This is a genomic window from Sphingobium sp. TomTYG73, assembly GCF_055394245.1.
Genome location: NZ_AP027339.1, coordinates 2,162,011 through 2,175,654, shown reverse-complemented (window position 1 = coordinate 2,175,654; position 13,644 = coordinate 2,162,011). Strand labels below are relative to the sequence as shown.

The 13,644-nt window shown below is 64.1% G+C and carries 18 protein-coding genes; 9 read left to right on the top strand and 9 right to left on the bottom strand.

Annotation, left to right across the window (positions count from 1 at the left end):
• Position 1: 1 nt before the first annotated feature.
• Positions 2-169: a 50S ribosomal protein L33 gene (gene rpmG / locus ACZ5TH_RS10980; protein WP_007687342.1), complete on the bottom strand. Its 168-nt coding sequence runs from the start codon at positions 167-169 to the stop codon at positions 2-4.
• Between the two features lie 207 nt (positions 170-376).
• On the opposite strand from rpmG, the gene ACZ5TH_RS10975 reads away from it, so the two are divergent.
• From ACZ5TH_RS10975 to ACZ5TH_RS10965, 3 genes are all read left to right on the top strand, one after another.
• Positions 377-709 (top strand): hypothetical protein, encoded by a 333-nt coding sequence (locus ACZ5TH_RS10975; protein ID WP_449474466.1) that lies wholly within the window; start codon positions 377-379, stop codon positions 707-709.
• A 15-nt stretch (positions 710-724) separates the two neighbouring features.
• Positions 725-1,291: a TMEM165/GDT1 family protein gene (locus tag ACZ5TH_RS10970; protein ID WP_464793931.1), complete on the top strand. Its 567-nt coding sequence runs from the start codon at positions 725-727 to the stop codon at positions 1,289-1,291.
• Positions 1,292-1,423: 132 nt separating this feature from the next.
• Positions 1,424-1,915 (top strand): Dps family protein, encoded by a 492-nt coding sequence (locus tag ACZ5TH_RS10965; RefSeq protein WP_196224850.1) that lies wholly within the window; start codon positions 1,424-1,426, stop codon positions 1,913-1,915.
• A 67-nt stretch (positions 1,916-1,982) separates the two neighbouring features.
• On the opposite strand, the gene ACZ5TH_RS10960 is transcribed toward ACZ5TH_RS10965, so the two are convergent.
• From ACZ5TH_RS10960 to ACZ5TH_RS10935, 6 genes are all read right to left on the bottom strand, one after another.
• Complete coding sequence (locus ACZ5TH_RS10960; protein ID WP_464793930.1) at positions 1,983-2,453, bottom strand: GreA/GreB family elongation factor; 471 nt, start codon at positions 2,451-2,453, stop codon at positions 1,983-1,985.
• A 108-nt stretch (positions 2,454-2,561) separates the two neighbouring features.
• The gene (gene cobT / locus ACZ5TH_RS10955; protein ID WP_464793929.1) at positions 2,562-4,388 is read right to left on the bottom strand and encodes a cobaltochelatase subunit CobT; all 1,827 of its coding nucleotides are present in this window, start codon (positions 4,386-4,388) and stop codon (positions 2,562-2,564) included.
• Positions 4,388-5,173 carry a tyrosine-protein phosphatase gene (locus ACZ5TH_RS10950; protein WP_464793928.1) on the bottom strand — a complete coding sequence of 262 codons (786 nt, stop codon included), beginning with the start codon at positions 5,171-5,173 and terminating at the stop codon, positions 4,388-4,390. Before ACZ5TH_RS10950 ends, cobT begins: the two co-directional genes overlap by 1 nt.
• The gene (locus tag ACZ5TH_RS10945) at positions 5,170-5,589 is read right to left on the bottom strand and encodes an OsmC family protein (RefSeq protein ID WP_464793927.1); all 420 of its coding nucleotides are present in this window, start codon (positions 5,587-5,589) and stop codon (positions 5,170-5,172) included. Before ACZ5TH_RS10945 ends, ACZ5TH_RS10950 begins: the two co-directional genes overlap by 4 nt.
• A 4-nt stretch (positions 5,590-5,593) precedes the next feature.
• Entirely contained in the window at positions 5,594-6,601 is a 1,008-nt protein-coding gene (cobS, locus tag ACZ5TH_RS10940; protein WP_464793926.1) for a cobaltochelatase subunit CobS, read from the bottom strand.
• 88 nt (positions 6,602-6,689) lie between these two features.
• Positions 6,690-7,304: a DnaJ domain-containing protein gene (locus tag ACZ5TH_RS10935; protein WP_464793925.1), complete on the bottom strand. Its 615-nt coding sequence runs from the start codon at positions 7,302-7,304 to the stop codon at positions 6,690-6,692.
• Between the two features lie 44 nt (positions 7,305-7,348).
• Here ACZ5TH_RS10935 and ACZ5TH_RS10930 point away from each other — a divergent pair, with 44 nt between their 5' ends.
• Both ACZ5TH_RS10930 and ACZ5TH_RS10925 read left to right on the top strand, forming a co-directional pair.
• On the top strand, positions 7,349-7,636 hold the full coding sequence (locus tag ACZ5TH_RS10930; RefSeq protein ID WP_449474457.1) for a BolA family protein: 288 nt from the start codon (positions 7,349-7,351) through the stop codon (positions 7,634-7,636).
• 14 nt (positions 7,637-7,650) lie between these two features.
• The gene (locus tag ACZ5TH_RS10925; protein ID WP_449474456.1) at positions 7,651-8,556 is read left to right on the top strand and encodes a pirin family protein; all 906 of its coding nucleotides are present in this window, start codon (positions 7,651-7,653) and stop codon (positions 8,554-8,556) included.
• A 119-nt stretch (positions 8,557-8,675) separates the two neighbouring features.
• On the opposite strand, the gene ACZ5TH_RS10920 is transcribed toward ACZ5TH_RS10925, so the two are convergent.
• Entirely contained in the window at positions 8,676-9,506 is an 831-nt protein-coding gene (locus ACZ5TH_RS10920; RefSeq protein WP_464793924.1) for an MJ0042-type zinc finger domain-containing protein, read from the bottom strand.
• 170 nt (positions 9,507-9,676) lie between these two features.
• Between ACZ5TH_RS10920 and ftsE the strand changes: the two genes are divergently transcribed.
• From ftsE to ACZ5TH_RS10900, 4 genes are read left to right on the top strand one after another with little or no spacing between them, the layout of a single operon-like run.
• Positions 9,677-10,393, top strand: a complete 717-nt coding sequence (ftsE, locus tag ACZ5TH_RS10915; RefSeq protein WP_196224841.1) for a cell division ATP-binding protein FtsE — start codon at positions 9,677-9,679, stop codon at positions 10,391-10,393.
• Positions 10,390-11,292: a cell division protein FtsX gene (locus ACZ5TH_RS10910; RefSeq protein ID WP_464793923.1), complete on the top strand. Its 903-nt coding sequence runs from the start codon at positions 10,390-10,392 to the stop codon at positions 11,290-11,292. The genes ftsE and ACZ5TH_RS10910 overlap by 4 nt, the downstream gene beginning before the upstream one ends.
• Positions 11,289-11,819: a YdcF family protein gene (locus tag ACZ5TH_RS10905; protein WP_449474453.1), complete on the top strand. Its 531-nt coding sequence runs from the start codon at positions 11,289-11,291 to the stop codon at positions 11,817-11,819. The genes ACZ5TH_RS10910 and ACZ5TH_RS10905 overlap by 4 nt, the downstream gene beginning before the upstream one ends.
• A gap of 11 nt (positions 11,820-11,830) precedes the next feature.
• A complete protein-coding gene (locus tag ACZ5TH_RS10900; RefSeq protein ID WP_449474452.1) occupies positions 11,831-12,559 on the top strand; it encodes a lysophospholipid acyltransferase family protein in 729 nt (242 codons plus the stop codon).
• Positions 12,560-12,737: 178 nt separating this feature from the next.
• Here ACZ5TH_RS10900 and ACZ5TH_RS10895 read toward each other — a convergent pair whose 3' ends face one another.
• Positions 12,738-13,643 (bottom strand): prephenate/arogenate dehydrogenase family protein, encoded by a 906-nt coding sequence (locus tag ACZ5TH_RS10895; RefSeq protein WP_460986994.1) that lies wholly within the window; start codon positions 13,641-13,643, stop codon positions 12,738-12,740.
• Position 13,644: the final 1 nt, after the last annotated feature.

Genomic DNA, 13,644 nt, shown 5'->3' with positions numbered 1-13,644 from the left:
ATCACTTGATCTTGGCTTCCTTGAACTCGACATGCTTGCGCACGACCGGGTCGTACTTACGGAAGCTCAGCTTCTCGGTCTTCGTGCGCGGGTTCTTCTTGGTAACATAGAAGAAACCGGTGTCAGCCGAGCTGACGAGGCGAATCTTGACGGTTGCTGGCTTGGCCATGGCCCTGGTTCCTGGTCGTGAATATCGTGAAAAAGAGAAGCGGCCCCGTGAAGGGCCGCCCCGTTTCAGCAGCCGCCCATGAGGGAGATTCGGGATAATGTCAAGACGCGCGTGGCGGCTGAACGGGCCGCGTGCTAGACTTTACGCGGCCTTAACAGGTTCCGATGCATCTTGTCATCGGAGCGACAGGACAGGGGGATGCTTCCCATGCGACATGATCCGATGCTGGCCATTCTTGCAGACATGCTGCGCCGCGTGGACGGCCTTGCCGGGCAGCGCGGGCAGGTGAGCCTGCTGCGATTGAGCGATGAAGTTGACCAGATTCGCCATGTCGCCCGCGCCTATCATCTCGACAGCGTCGAAGGGCTGGCGGACACGCTGCAATCCGCGCTGTCTTTGCAGGGCACGGGGCCGGTCATACTGTCCTACCTCGACCTCATGCGGGATGCCATCGCGGCGGAAATGTCCGATGCGCAGGTGATACCGATACTCATGGCAGCGAAACCGGCAGCAACCGCCGGAACGCCGCTTTCCTGCTGACGACCTTCCCTGCCGATGGATGCATTGCTGACCGCGCTGCTCGGATGCTTCCTGGCTGAGATTGGCGACAAGAATCAATTACTGGTGCTGGCGCTGGCGACGCGTTTCAGCCGCGATGGCGCGATCATTGCGGGCATCATGCTGGCCGCTGCGGCTAATGCGGCGATCGCCGCCGTCGCGGGCGCGTTTCTGGCGCCAATGCTGGGCTCTGATGCGCGGCTGCTGTTTCTTGCCCTGGCCGTGCTGTTTTTGGGCATAGGCCTCCTTTGGCGGGTGAAAGCACCCGATCCTCTCGCGGAATGGCCGACAGGGCCGTTCCTCACCACGGCGCTGGGGCTGTTCATCCTTGGCTTTGGCGATGGTTCCCAATTCCTGATCCTGGGCATCGCGACGCGGACGGCAGAACCGCTGCTGGCTGGAATTGGCGGCGCACTCGGTGTGACGGCGGCGCTCGTTCCGGTCGTCTTGCTCCGCGACCGCATCTTGCCTGCAAAGCCCGTCAGGGCGATCCGCCTGACCGCCGCTGCACTGATGCTGATCATCGCCTTAATGCTGGGCGTGACCGCCATGGGCCTGGCATAGGCGCTCTACTTATCGACGGAGTGGATCAGTCTGAGCGATGATTTCGTCGGGTAATTCCCGCCCTGAGATGGCACCTTATCGCCATCAGATCATTATACCCCCGAAATCATTTTCACGAGCCAGGAGCATGACATGACAGCCCCCGATCTCAAGACGCCCACCGACCTGCGCAGCAACGCCACAAAGTCCGTGGCGCAAGCGCTCAACGGCGTGCTCGCGGACAGCTATGCGCTGTATTTCAAGACCAAGAATTTTCATTGGCATGTGTCGGGGCCGCATTTCCGCGACTATCATCTGATGTTCGATGAGCAGGCGGCGCAAATCCTGGCCGTAACGGATGCCATTGCGGAACGCGTGCGCAAGACCGGCAACACCACCCTGCGTTCGATCGGCGACATTGGCCGTCACCAGTCGATCAAGGATAATGACGCGGAATATGTCAGCCCCGCCGACATGTTGAACGAACTGCGCGAGGATAATCTTCGCCTCGTCGAATCGCTGCGCGCCGCCAAGTCCGCCGCCACCGAAGCGGGTGACAACGCGACCGAAGGCATTGTCGATGACTGGACCGACCAGGCCGAAGAGCGCGCCTGGTTCCTGTTCGAAGCTGGCCGCAACGGCTGACACATAGAAAAGCCCTCCAGCATAGAACTGGAGGGCTTTTCTATTGCAAGACATTGGATGACCGGCGCTATTCTCCGTCGATCGTCTCGATGGCGAGAATTGTGATCGCGCCCGGCTTGCCAGCGAAGTCGATTGCCTCATCCACTTCCGCATCCATCATCGCGCGCGCAAGCGGTGCGGTGAAGGCGATCCGCCCCTCCGCCGGTGCCGCCTCGTCATCGCCGACAATGTCGATCCGCTTTTCCGCGCCATTCAGCCGGTAAGTCACGCGCGAACCAAAGGTCACCGCGCCCCCCGCCGCTGCTGGCTGAAGATGCGCCGTCGCCAGCCGCGTGCGCCAGTAGCGCAGCTCGCGCTTATGCTTCTTCGCATCCTCTTCAGCCATGGCCGCCGCATCAATCGCTTCCAGCGCCTCGACCTTCTCGCGCGTCAGCCGCAGCCCGCGCGTCGTCACCCAATTGGGCCCAGGTGGAATCGGAATCTCGAACGTCGGCTCCAGATGCTCCTCGTCGCTCTCGCGGCGAAAGGCGACACTCATGGCACACTCCTCAAAAACGCCTGCCCACCCCTATCCCAAGGTCGAGATCGCCGATCTTCTTTTCAAGGGAAGGCCGGGCTCAGATGGCCAAGCCGGGACAGTTTCGGCCTAATCTTCGTCGAACAGCCCGGCCAACTGCTCCACCATCGTCCCACCGAGTTGTTCGGCATCCATGATGGTGACGGCCCGCCGATAATAGCGGGTGACGTCATGACCGATGCCGATCGCCACCAGCTGCACGGGCGACCGGTTCTCGATCCACTCGATCACCTGCCGCAGATGGCGCTCCAGATAGGTGCCGCTGTTCACCGACAGGGTGGAATCATCCACCGGCGCACCATCGGAAATCACCATCAGGATGCGCCGTTCCTCATTGCGGGCAATCAAGCGGCTATGCGCCCACAGCAGCGCCTCGCCGTCGATATTCTCCTTCAGCAGCCCCTCGCGCATCATCAGGCCCAGATTCCGCCGCGCCCGGCGCCACGGCTCGTCGGCCTTCTTGTAGATGATGTGCCGCAGGTCGTTGAGGCGTCCCGGCATCGGCGGCCGTCCGGCGGCCAGCCAGGCTTCCCGGCTCTGCCCACCCTTCCAGGCGCGCGTCGTGAAGCCCAATATCTCCGTCTTGACCCCACAGCGCTCCAGCGTCCGCGCCATGATGTCTGCGCTGATCGCGGCGATGCTGATCGGCCGCCCGCGCATCGAACCACTATTATCGATCAGCAGCGTGACGACCGTATCGCGAAACTCGGTATCCCGCTCGATCTTGTAGGAAAGTGACCGGGTGGGATCGATGACGATCCGCGCCAGCCGCGCGGCATCGAGCAGCCCTTCCTCCTGATCGAAGTCCCACGACCGCGACTGCTGGGCCATCAACCGCCGTTGGAGCCGGTTGGCGAGTTTCGTCACCGCGCCCTGCAAACTCACCAACTGCTGGTCGAGAAAACCGCGCAGGCGGTTCAGCTCATCCTCGTCACACAGGTCCTCGGCGGTCACCACCTCGTCATGCGCGACCGTATAGGGCTTATAGTCGAAACCGGGCGGCAAGTCGGACATCGGCCGGTTGGGACGGACGGGCATCATGCCCTCATCGCCCATGTCGTCGGCGCCTTCATCGCTGTCGGCGTCGAAATCGTCGCTATATTCGGTCTCGCCTTCCTCGGTGTCGCCGCCCTGATCCTCGGCGCGCGCCTGGGCGTTCATGTCGCTGTCGCCAGCGTCCTCCTCGCCAGAGTCGCCTTCTTCCTGCTGCTCTTGCTCGTCCTCGCCTTCGTCCTGCGGCTCCTCCTCCTCGGTTTGAGGCGGCATATCGCTTTCAACGAGTTGCAGATGCTCCAGCATCGCCTGCGCCAGCTTCTGAAAGGCGCGCTGATCGTCGATGGCGAGGCCCAGCGCATCGAGATCGGCGCCCGCCTTCTCCTCAATCCACGCATCGACCATCGCCATGCCGGTGACGGCATCCTTGGGGACGGGCTGGCCGGTCAATCGCTCGCGCACCTTCAACGCCAGCGCAGTCGAAAGCGGCACTTCATCGGCGGATCGCGCCCGGCGCAGTGGGTCCGATTTCAGCCGCAAGTCCAACGCATGGTTGAGGTTGTCGCGCACCCCTTCCATCGCCCGCGATCCAATCGCCTCCACCCGCGCCTGCTCGACCGCGTCATAAACAGCACGGGCGGTCGCGTCGGCTGGCGCAGCGGCCGTATGCATCCGCGCATTATGGTGACGCAGGCGCAGCGCATTCGCGTCAGCAAACCCGCGAGCGAGCGCCACCTGATCGGGCGGCAGGTTCCGGCCCGGAGTCGGCACCTTGATCGCCTTGCCCGCCATGTGCGGCGCGTCGGCGGTAAAGCCCACCTCCACCTCTGCATCGCGCGCGATCGATCGAGCCGCGCCCGACAGCACGTCCTTGAAGGCATCCAGAGGCGACCGCTCCGCCATCAGTCGAGCAGCCTTTCGCGCAGGACTTGGCTAGCAGCCTCGTCAACACCGAGCGACCCGGCCAGATACCCCTCGATCCCGCCATGGTTGGCGTCCAGCTCCGCGAACAGACTGTCCAGATAAGCCACATTGACCGTCAGCACTGGCTCCAGCGCCTCCGCACGGGTCGACCATGCCCGCGCAACCAATGAGTTGCGCTGGTTCAGCAGCCAATGCCAATCGGCATGCTCTTTGGTCAGCAGATAATCCTCGACGATCGTCTCACGCGGCACGCCCAAAGCCGCCAGGATCAGCGCCGCGCCAACGCCGGTGCGGTCCTTGCCAGCCGAACAGTTGATGATGATCGGCAGGCGCCCGGCGGCAATCTGCGCGAACATCGCCCGATAGGATGCGGCGTGGTCCGCCGGAATGGCGCGATAGAGCGCGATCATCGCGTCACGCATGTCCTGCGCGGTCGCATCCTTCCGCTTCAGCATCTCGCCCAGAACGCCGCTGCTTTCGCTATAATCGCGGCAAAAATAATCGACCTCCGCCCCGTGCCAGATCGTGGGTTCGGCGCTGCGTTCATTGCCCCTGCGGAAATCGCAGATCGCCCGGATGCCGAGCGACCGCAGATGCGCGGCGTCCGCATCGCTCAGCAACGCCATCGTCCCCGACCGAAAAAGCGCGCCCCGACGAACCACACGCCCATCCGCCGTCGCATAGCCACCAAAGTCACGCAGGTTGAACGCGCGCTCCAACGGCAGGCGGCGCTGATCAGCGACCAGGGCGCTGGTTTCCGTCACGGCCGTTCACCTTCGCCAACTGGCGGCACGGCGATCGTCTCAATCCGCGTCTCGACTTCGCTCATCAGCTTGTGAACCGGACAGCGCGCGGCGACGCCGACCAGCGTGTCATGCTGCTCCTGCGACAACGGCCCGCTCAGCGCGATCCGCGTCGTCAGCCGGTAGATGCCGTCCCGTTCCTCACTCGCGTCACGGATGACGCCAACATGGATGCCCTCGACCGGAATGCCCTTGCGCTGCGCATACCACAGCATCGTCATCGCCTTGCACGCACCCAATGCCGAATCATACAGGTCATGCGGATCAGGTCCGGCATCATGCCCGTCAGGCGGCGTCATATCGACGATCAGCTCATGGCCCCGGATGTTGACCCGGTGCGCGCTGCCATCCGGCGCGATGCGCTCTACGACTATCATTGCGTCAGGCCGCCCGGTGGGCGACGCTTTCGGGCAGGTCCTTGCCGAATACGCGCTGATAATATTCCGCCACCAGCGGCCGTTCCGCCTCATCGCATTTGTTGAGGAAGGACAGGCGGAAGGCAAAACCGATATTGTTGAAGATCAACGCATTCTGCGCCCAGCTGATCACAGTACGCGGGCTCATAACGGTGGAAATGTCGCCGTTGATGAAGCCCTGGCGGGTCAATTCCGCCACCTTGATCATATTCTCGACTTCCTTGCGGCCGCCTTCATGGTCGTACTCGCCCGACTTGGCGAGCACGATCTGCGCTTCGGTCGCGGCGGGCAGGTAATTGAGCGTCACCACCAGATTCCACCGGTCCATCTGGCCCTGGTTGATCTGCTGCGTGCCATGATAGAGGCCGGTCGTGTCGCCCAGACCCACGGTATTGGCCGTGGCGAACAGACGGAAATGCGGATTGGGTCGGATCACGCGGTTCTGGTCGAGTAGCGTCATCTTGCCGTCGGTTTCCAGTACGCGCTGGATCACGAACATGACATCGGGGCGCCCGGCATCATACTCGTCGAACACCAATGCTACCGGGCGCTGCAACGCCCAGGGCAGCAATCCCTCCCGGAACTCCGTCACCTGCTGTCCATCCCGCAGCACGATCGCATCACGGCCGACCAGGTCGATACGGCTGATATGCGCGTCCAGGTTGATGCGGATGCAGGGCCAGCGCAGCCGCGCCGCAACCTGCTCAATATGGCTCGACTTGCCGGTGCCATGATAGCCCTGCACCATGACGCGCCGGTTATAGGCAAAACCCGCCAGAATTGCGAGCGTGGTATCCGGGTCGAACACATAAGCGGGGTCGAGATCCGGCACCCGCTCGTCCGCTTCGGAAAAGGCCGGGATTTTCAGATCGACGTCAATGCCGAACACTTCCCGCGCATCCACCTCACGGTCGGGCGCAGCCAGCAGCGTCTCTGATCGGGTATCGGGCTGGACGTTGGGAATGTCGGTCATTGCTCTTCTTTCTATTCGCTCTCCTCCGCCGTAACCCATGGCGAAGGCCGGTGTCGAGTGGCCAATCCATCCGGCGCGGCCTGCCCATTCACGCGAAGGCAGCCGCCTTGCGCAGCAGCCCATAGGCTTCGATCACGCCCTGCAATGCGCTTTCGTGGCTACGGTCGCCTCCATTATGGTCGGGATGATAGCGCCGCAGCAGCTCGGTATAACGCTGTCGCAACGCCTTGCGATCCGCATCGATGGGGAGGCCCATGACAGACAGCGCCTTGCGATCTTCCTTGGACAGGAATTTGCCGTCCTCGCGCATCTGCGCGTCGGCTCGTGCTTTTGCCACCCGCTCCTTGAACTTGGCGCCGATCGCGTCGAGCGGGTCCTGGAAGTCGGACCATTTGGGCGGCGGGCTGGTGGCGTTAGACGAAAAGGCGCGCGTCTCCCGCTCCCACCCCGCAAAGGGTCGTTGGGCAGCGGCGATTTCATCCGGGCTCATGCCGGTGAAGAAATTATAGCCCTGGTTGAATTCGCGCACATGGTCGAGGCACAGCCAGCGCCAGCGCGGACCTTCCTGATTTGACGCGCCCTCCAGCGGCGGCGCGCGAAACTCTCCGGGTTCGGCGCACCCATCGACCGCGCAGGGGCGGTCACTTTCCACGCGACCATGGAAGCGGTTGAAACGGCGGGTCGAGTACGGGTCGGTAGACAAGATTGCCCTGATGCATGATGGAACAAAGGGCCTATATAGGGGCGATGAGCACCCAACTGAAAGGCCCGGTGGCCACGGAAATCGAACAGCGGCTGCGCGCCGCCCTGTCGCCAGAGCATCTCGCCGTGATCGACGACAGCGAGAAGCATCGCGGTCATGCGGGGCATGACGGATCGGGCGAAAGCCATTTCACGGTGGAGATCGTCTCGGCCGAGTTCGCGGCGAAAAACCGTGTAGCCCGCCAGCGGCTGGTCAACGCCGCGCTCGCCGATCTGCTGCGCGACAAGGTTCACGCGCTGGCGATCAAGGCCCGCGCGCCCGGCGAAGCCTGATCAGGGGAAAGCTCATGACGTTAGACGACCTCGTCATCCAGACCGTTAGCCCGACCACCCATGATCTGGGCGACTTCCGCGTCCATCGTTCACTGCCCGCGCCGGGCCGGACGATGGTCGGCCCCTTCATCTTCTTCGATCAGGCCGGACCCGCGAAGATCGGCGCGGGCCAAGGCATCGACGTGCGCCCGCACCCGCACATCAATCTCTCGACGGTCACCTATATGTTCGAGGGCGCATTCCTGCATCGGGACTCATTGGGCACGGAGCAGTTGATCGAGCCGGGCGCGGTCAACCTGATGACCGCGGGCAGCGGCATCGTCCATTCCGAACGCTCCCCCGACAGCGACCGCGTGCGCGAGTCCAAAATCTCGGCCATTCAGACATGGCTCGCCCTGCCCGATGGCATCGAGGAAATGGCGCCAGCCTTCGAACATGTCAGCGAAGGCGGCTTGCCTGTGATCGACTGCGGCCGGGCCAGCGCGCGCGTGATCATGGGCAGCCTGTGGGGCGCGACGTCGCCGGTCACGACTTATGCCGACACCATCTATGCCGATATTCAGCTGTCACCCGGCGGAACCGTGCCGATCGACACCGATGCGGATGAGCGCGCCATCTATGTCGCTGGCGGAGACGCGGCGCTCGATGGCGTCGCGCTGTTGCCCCAGACGCTCTACGTCCTGCGTCCCGGCACCCGCGCCACATTGATGAGCGTCGATGGCGGCCGCGTAATGTATTGCGGGGGCGAGGCGTTCAAGACGCCGCGCCATGTCTGGTGGAACTTCGTCTCCTCTTCGACCGATCGCCTCTATCAGGCGCGCGAGGATTGGGAGGCGATGCGCTTCCCGCTGATCCCCGGCGATGATCAGGAATTCATCCCGATCCCGAAGGGGCGGCCCAAAACGGTGAGCTATCCGTGAAACCATCCGCCCCACAATGACCGTTCGCCCTGAGCTTGTCGAAGGGCTTACTTTCTTGAAAAAGAAGGGGCTTCGACAGGCTCAGCCCGAACGGAGATGGGGTAATCGAGGCTGGCCGCTTACTGAACGAAGGTCAGCGACAAATTCTCGGCGTTTTTCGGAATGTCGATCCGGCTTTCATTGATCGACGCTTCCTCGCCCGGTTTCAGGCTCGTGCGATCCGCCTTCGTCGTCCAGCTGAACACCAGCCGGTTCTGCTGATCACGCAACTGCACCAGCACCGGCGGCACCGGCAAAGTCTGCTTCCCGCTGTTCACGATCCGCGCGCCAAAGGCGAAATATTCCTCCCCGGTCGGCAGCTTGCGCCGCTCAGCGGGCTTGGACAGGTAGAATAGCAGGTCCGGATCGCCCTCTTCCGAAACAAAGCCCAGATTGACCGCCCAGCTTGGCGTGCCGAAATACCAGAGCGCGCCCCCAATGCCGCCAACCGCAAGGCAGAAAAGCACTGCCGCATAGGTCCACAGCTTCAGGCGATTGCGGCGCGGCCTGACCGGCGCGGCGTAGCTTTCCGCAGGTTCCTCGCGGTGCCGGCCGTAAATGTCATCGACGCTATTATCGGTCTGCGCTGCTGACATGCTCGGCGCGACTGCCACTGGCTCGGGTATCGGCGCAGCTACCGCTTCTACTACCCGAGCGGGCTCCGCCGGAGCCTCGACAGGCGCAGCAGGAGGAGGCGGAGCAGAGGCAACAGGCGGCGGTGGGGCAGGGCGCGCTTCGGCGGCGACGGGCGCTTCCGCCATCTCCACGGCCTTTTCCCTGACCGGCAGAGCCGCACCTTCCTGGAACCAGCTATGTTTGCAGGAGGCGCAGCGAACCTGGCGGCCATCGGGGCCGACGGCGCTGTCCGGCACAATATAGCGCGTGGCGCAATTGGGACACACCAGGATCATGACGCTTCATAGCCATGGCTTGGACTCGAGGGCAAGCGGCATTGAATGGGGAGGCCGAAGATGCCGCGACTCGGTGGATGATGGCGCTTGGCGCTTTACGCCTGCCTGCCCGCTGTGCCATGGCTGTACCCAAGGGGAAGCAGGGAGCGCGCGGGCGCATTCATCGAAACATGTCGGCGATCGTCCAGTTCGAAAATGTCGGCCTGCGCTATGGTCTGGACAGCGAAACGCTGTCCGACGTCAGCTTCTCGCTGCATGGCGGCGGCTTCTATTTCCTGACCGGCGCGTCGGGCGCGGGCAAGACGTCGCTGCTGAAGCTCCTTTACTTGGCCCAGCGCCCCAGTCGCGGCGTCATCCGGCTGTTCGGGGAGGATGTGGTGACGCTCCCCCGCAAGCGCCTGCCAGGCTTTCGCCGCCGCATCGGCGTCGTTTTCCAGGACTTCCGGCTGGTCGCCCACCTGTCCGCCTATGACAATATCGCCCTACCGCTCCGGGTCGCGGGCATGGAGGAAAGCGAGATCGACGCTTCGGTCTCGGAGATGCTCAATTGGGTCGGCCTTGGTGACCGGGGGCAGGCGCGCCCGGCGACACTCTCGGGCGGAGAGCAGCAGCGCGTCGCCATCGCCCGCGCCGTCATCGCCCGGCCCGAAATCCTTGTCGCCGACGAACCCACCGGCAACGTCGATGCCGACATGGCTCGCCGCCTGCTCACCCTGTTCGAAGCGCTCAACCGCCTCGGCACCACCATCGTCGTCGCGACCCACGACCTGCCGCTCATCGGTCAGGTCGAAGGCGCGCAGATGATGCGGCTGGACAAGGGCCGTCTGTCCGATCCCACGGGATCACTGCGCTACCCGCCCCGGCCGCAGGGCGCGGCAGCGTCATGACGGGCGCAGACCGCCGCGCCGCCGCCGCCGCCCGCCACCGGCTTCTGCCCGAAGGCCGCGTCGCCGGACCCATGCCCTGGGTGATCGCGATCATGATGTTCCTGACCGTCCTTGCCGCCGCCTCTGGCCTTGGCCTTGCGGCGGCGGTGCAGTCGGTCGGCGCCGACCTTGCCGGACGCGCCACGGTCCAGATTGTCGAGGCCAATGCCGATCGTCGCGAGGCGCTGAGCGGCGCCGCAGCCCGCCTGCTCCGCAAATCCGCTGACGTGCGCGCCGTCCATCCGGTCGATCCGGCGACCCTCGCCGAACAGATTCGTCCCTGGCTCGGCCAGGATGCCGCGAGCGGCGACCTGCCCATCCCGGCGCTGATCGATGTCGAACTGACCCCCGGCGCGACGGCGGCCAAGGTGCAGCGGCTAGGCCGCGTCCTCGCGACCCTGTCGCCGAACATCCGCGTCGAACCCCACGCCGCCTTCCTCCAGCCGCTCGGCAGCCTGCTTGCCGCGCTAGGTGGCCTCGCCGCTGGTATTGTCCTGTTGATGGCGCTCGCCACCGCCGCGATCGTCGTGCTTGCCGCGCGTGCCGCGCATGACAGCCATCGCGGCACGATCGACGTGCTCCACCTGATGGGCGCCACCGATGTGCAGATCGCCCGGCTATTTCAGCGGCGCATCGGCCTCGACGCGCTGTTCGGCGGCCTGCTGGGCTTCGTCACCGCGTTGCTGGTCATCATCCTGCTGGGCACCCGGCTCGCGGCGACAGGGTCTGATCTGCTGGCGGCGATCAGCCTGCCGTGGAGCAGTTGGCTGATCCTTGCCACCCTGCCCATAGGCGGCGTCCTACTCTCGACGCTAGCCGCACGGTGGACCGTCCTGCGGTCCCTGGGGCGGTTGCTATGATCGTCCGCCTCTTTGCGGTGACATTGCTCGCCTGGATATTGGGTTTCGCCTGGTTTGCGATTTTCCTGCCCCAACCGCTCGATGGCCGCCCGACAGACGCCATCGTCGTGCTGACGGGCGGCGCGGGCCGGATCGACCGCGGCCTTGCCCTGCTTGAAGAAGGGGCGGCAAAGCGAATGCTGATCTCTGGCGTTGATCGTTCCGTCCGCCCGGCGGAGCTGGCGGCGCAATATGAAAGGCCCGAACGGCTATTTTCCTGCTGCATCACCCTGGGCCGTGAAGCGATCGACACCCGCTCCAACGCCATCGAAACCGCCCATTGGCTGGAGCGCAGGGACTTCCGCACCGTCCGCCTCATCACAACGGACTGGCACATGCGCCGCGCCGCGCTTGAACTGCGCCAGGCGGTGCCGGGCAATCTGACGATCGTCTATGACGCCGTGCCGAGCAGGCCGAGCCTCAGGATGCTGATGCGCGAATATAATAAATATCTCCTCCGCCGCGCCGCCGCGCTCGTCGGGATTTGAAGAACGGCCTTATGATCACCGCCCTGCGCTCGCTCGTCTTCACGCTGATATTCTACAGCGGCTCCTTGCTGCTGGTTCTTGCTGCTCTGGCTGTGGCATGGCCATGGCCTGCTGGGGTTCCGGTCGTGGCAACGGCATGGGGCCGCTTCCACCGATCCTGCGCGCGCTGGATTCTCGGGCAAAAAGTGCGGATCGAAGGCAACCTGCCGCACGGCAACTATCTCTATATCGTCAAGCATGAGTCGATGTTTGAAACGATCGACCTGCTCTGCATCTTCGATCGCCCGGTCATCGCCGCCAAGCGCGAACTGCTCGACATTCCTTTGTGGGGCCGTATCGGTCGGCTGTACGGCCTTATCCCGGTCGAGCGCACCGCTGGGGCCAGCGCCCTGCGGACCCTGCGAGCCGCCGCCCGCGCCGCAACCGATCAGGGCCGCGCCGTTTGCCTCTTTCCAGAAGGTACGCGCGTCCCTCATGGCGAGGCGCCGCCGTTGCGGGCGGGTTTCGCGGGCCTTTATTCCCTCCTCGCTTTGCCCGTCGTTCCGATCGCGATCGACAGCGGGCGCCTTTCCCCGCGCGGCAAATTCCTGAAGCGCGCGGGCGTCATCACCTACAAGGTCGGGGAAGTGATCCCGACCGGCCTGGACCGCCGAGACGCCGAAATCCGCGTCCATGCCGCGATCAACGCGCTGAATCCCGCGCATGCCTTTGACAAGCTTAACCCAAACGCGGTCGAGTGATCCCGGATAAAAGGCGCGAAGCCTTAGAGCATGATCCTATTTGAGTGACCGTCGCCCCGGACTTGATCCGGGGTCCCGCTTCTTTTCTGACGCTGCCGAGGCAGTGGGACCCCGGATCAAGTCCGGGGTGACGGAAAATCAGCCTTAATGCCGATGCTTCCGTGTAAGAAGATCGGTCCTAGTGACGCCGCCCAAAATCTGGCTTGGGATCGTCCTGCCCCTGTTCGATGATCGACCGGCGGATGGCCCGCGTCTTGGTGAACAGGTTGAACAGCGTGTCCCCGTCATTCCACCGGATCGCCCGCTGCAAAGCCGACAGGTCCTCGGAGAAACGCTGTAGCATTTCCAGCACAGCGTCCTTGTTCGCCAGGAACACGTCGCGCCACATGGTGGGATCGGACGCCGCGATACGGGTGAAGTCGCGAAAACCGCCTGCGGAATATTTGATGACCTCGGACTGGGTCACGTCTTCCAGATCGCTCGCCGTGCCGACGATGGTGTAGGCGATCAGGTGCGGCAGATGGCTTGTCACCGCCAGCACCAGGTCATGATGCTGCGGGTCCATCGTCTCGACATCCGCGCCGACGCGATGCCATAGTTCGGAAATGCGCTCGACCGCCGCCGGATCGGCTCCGGCAGGCGGCGTGATGATGCACCAGCGGCCTTGGAACAAGCTGGCGAAACCCGCCTCAGGCCCGCTATTCTCTGTCCCGGCGACCGGATGCGCGGGGATGATGGCCCGTCCGGGCAGGGCCGCGTTCAGCTGCGCCAGCACATCGGCCTTGCATGATCCCACATCGCTCACGATCGCATCGGCGGGCAGATCGTCCGCAATCTCCGCCGCCGCCGCGCCCATGGCCCGTACCGGCACGCACAGCACGACCAGGTCGGCGTCGGTCACGCTGGCACCGGCCGTGTCGGTCACATCGTCGCACAGGTCGATCGCCCGCGCGATCTGCCGCACATTTGGATCGGCGTCATGCCCCGTCACCCGAACGGTGGGCATATATTCGCGGATCGCCCGCGCGAGCGATGAGCCGATCAGGCCAAGGCCGATGATGGTGACGCGGGAGAAAGGCAGCATG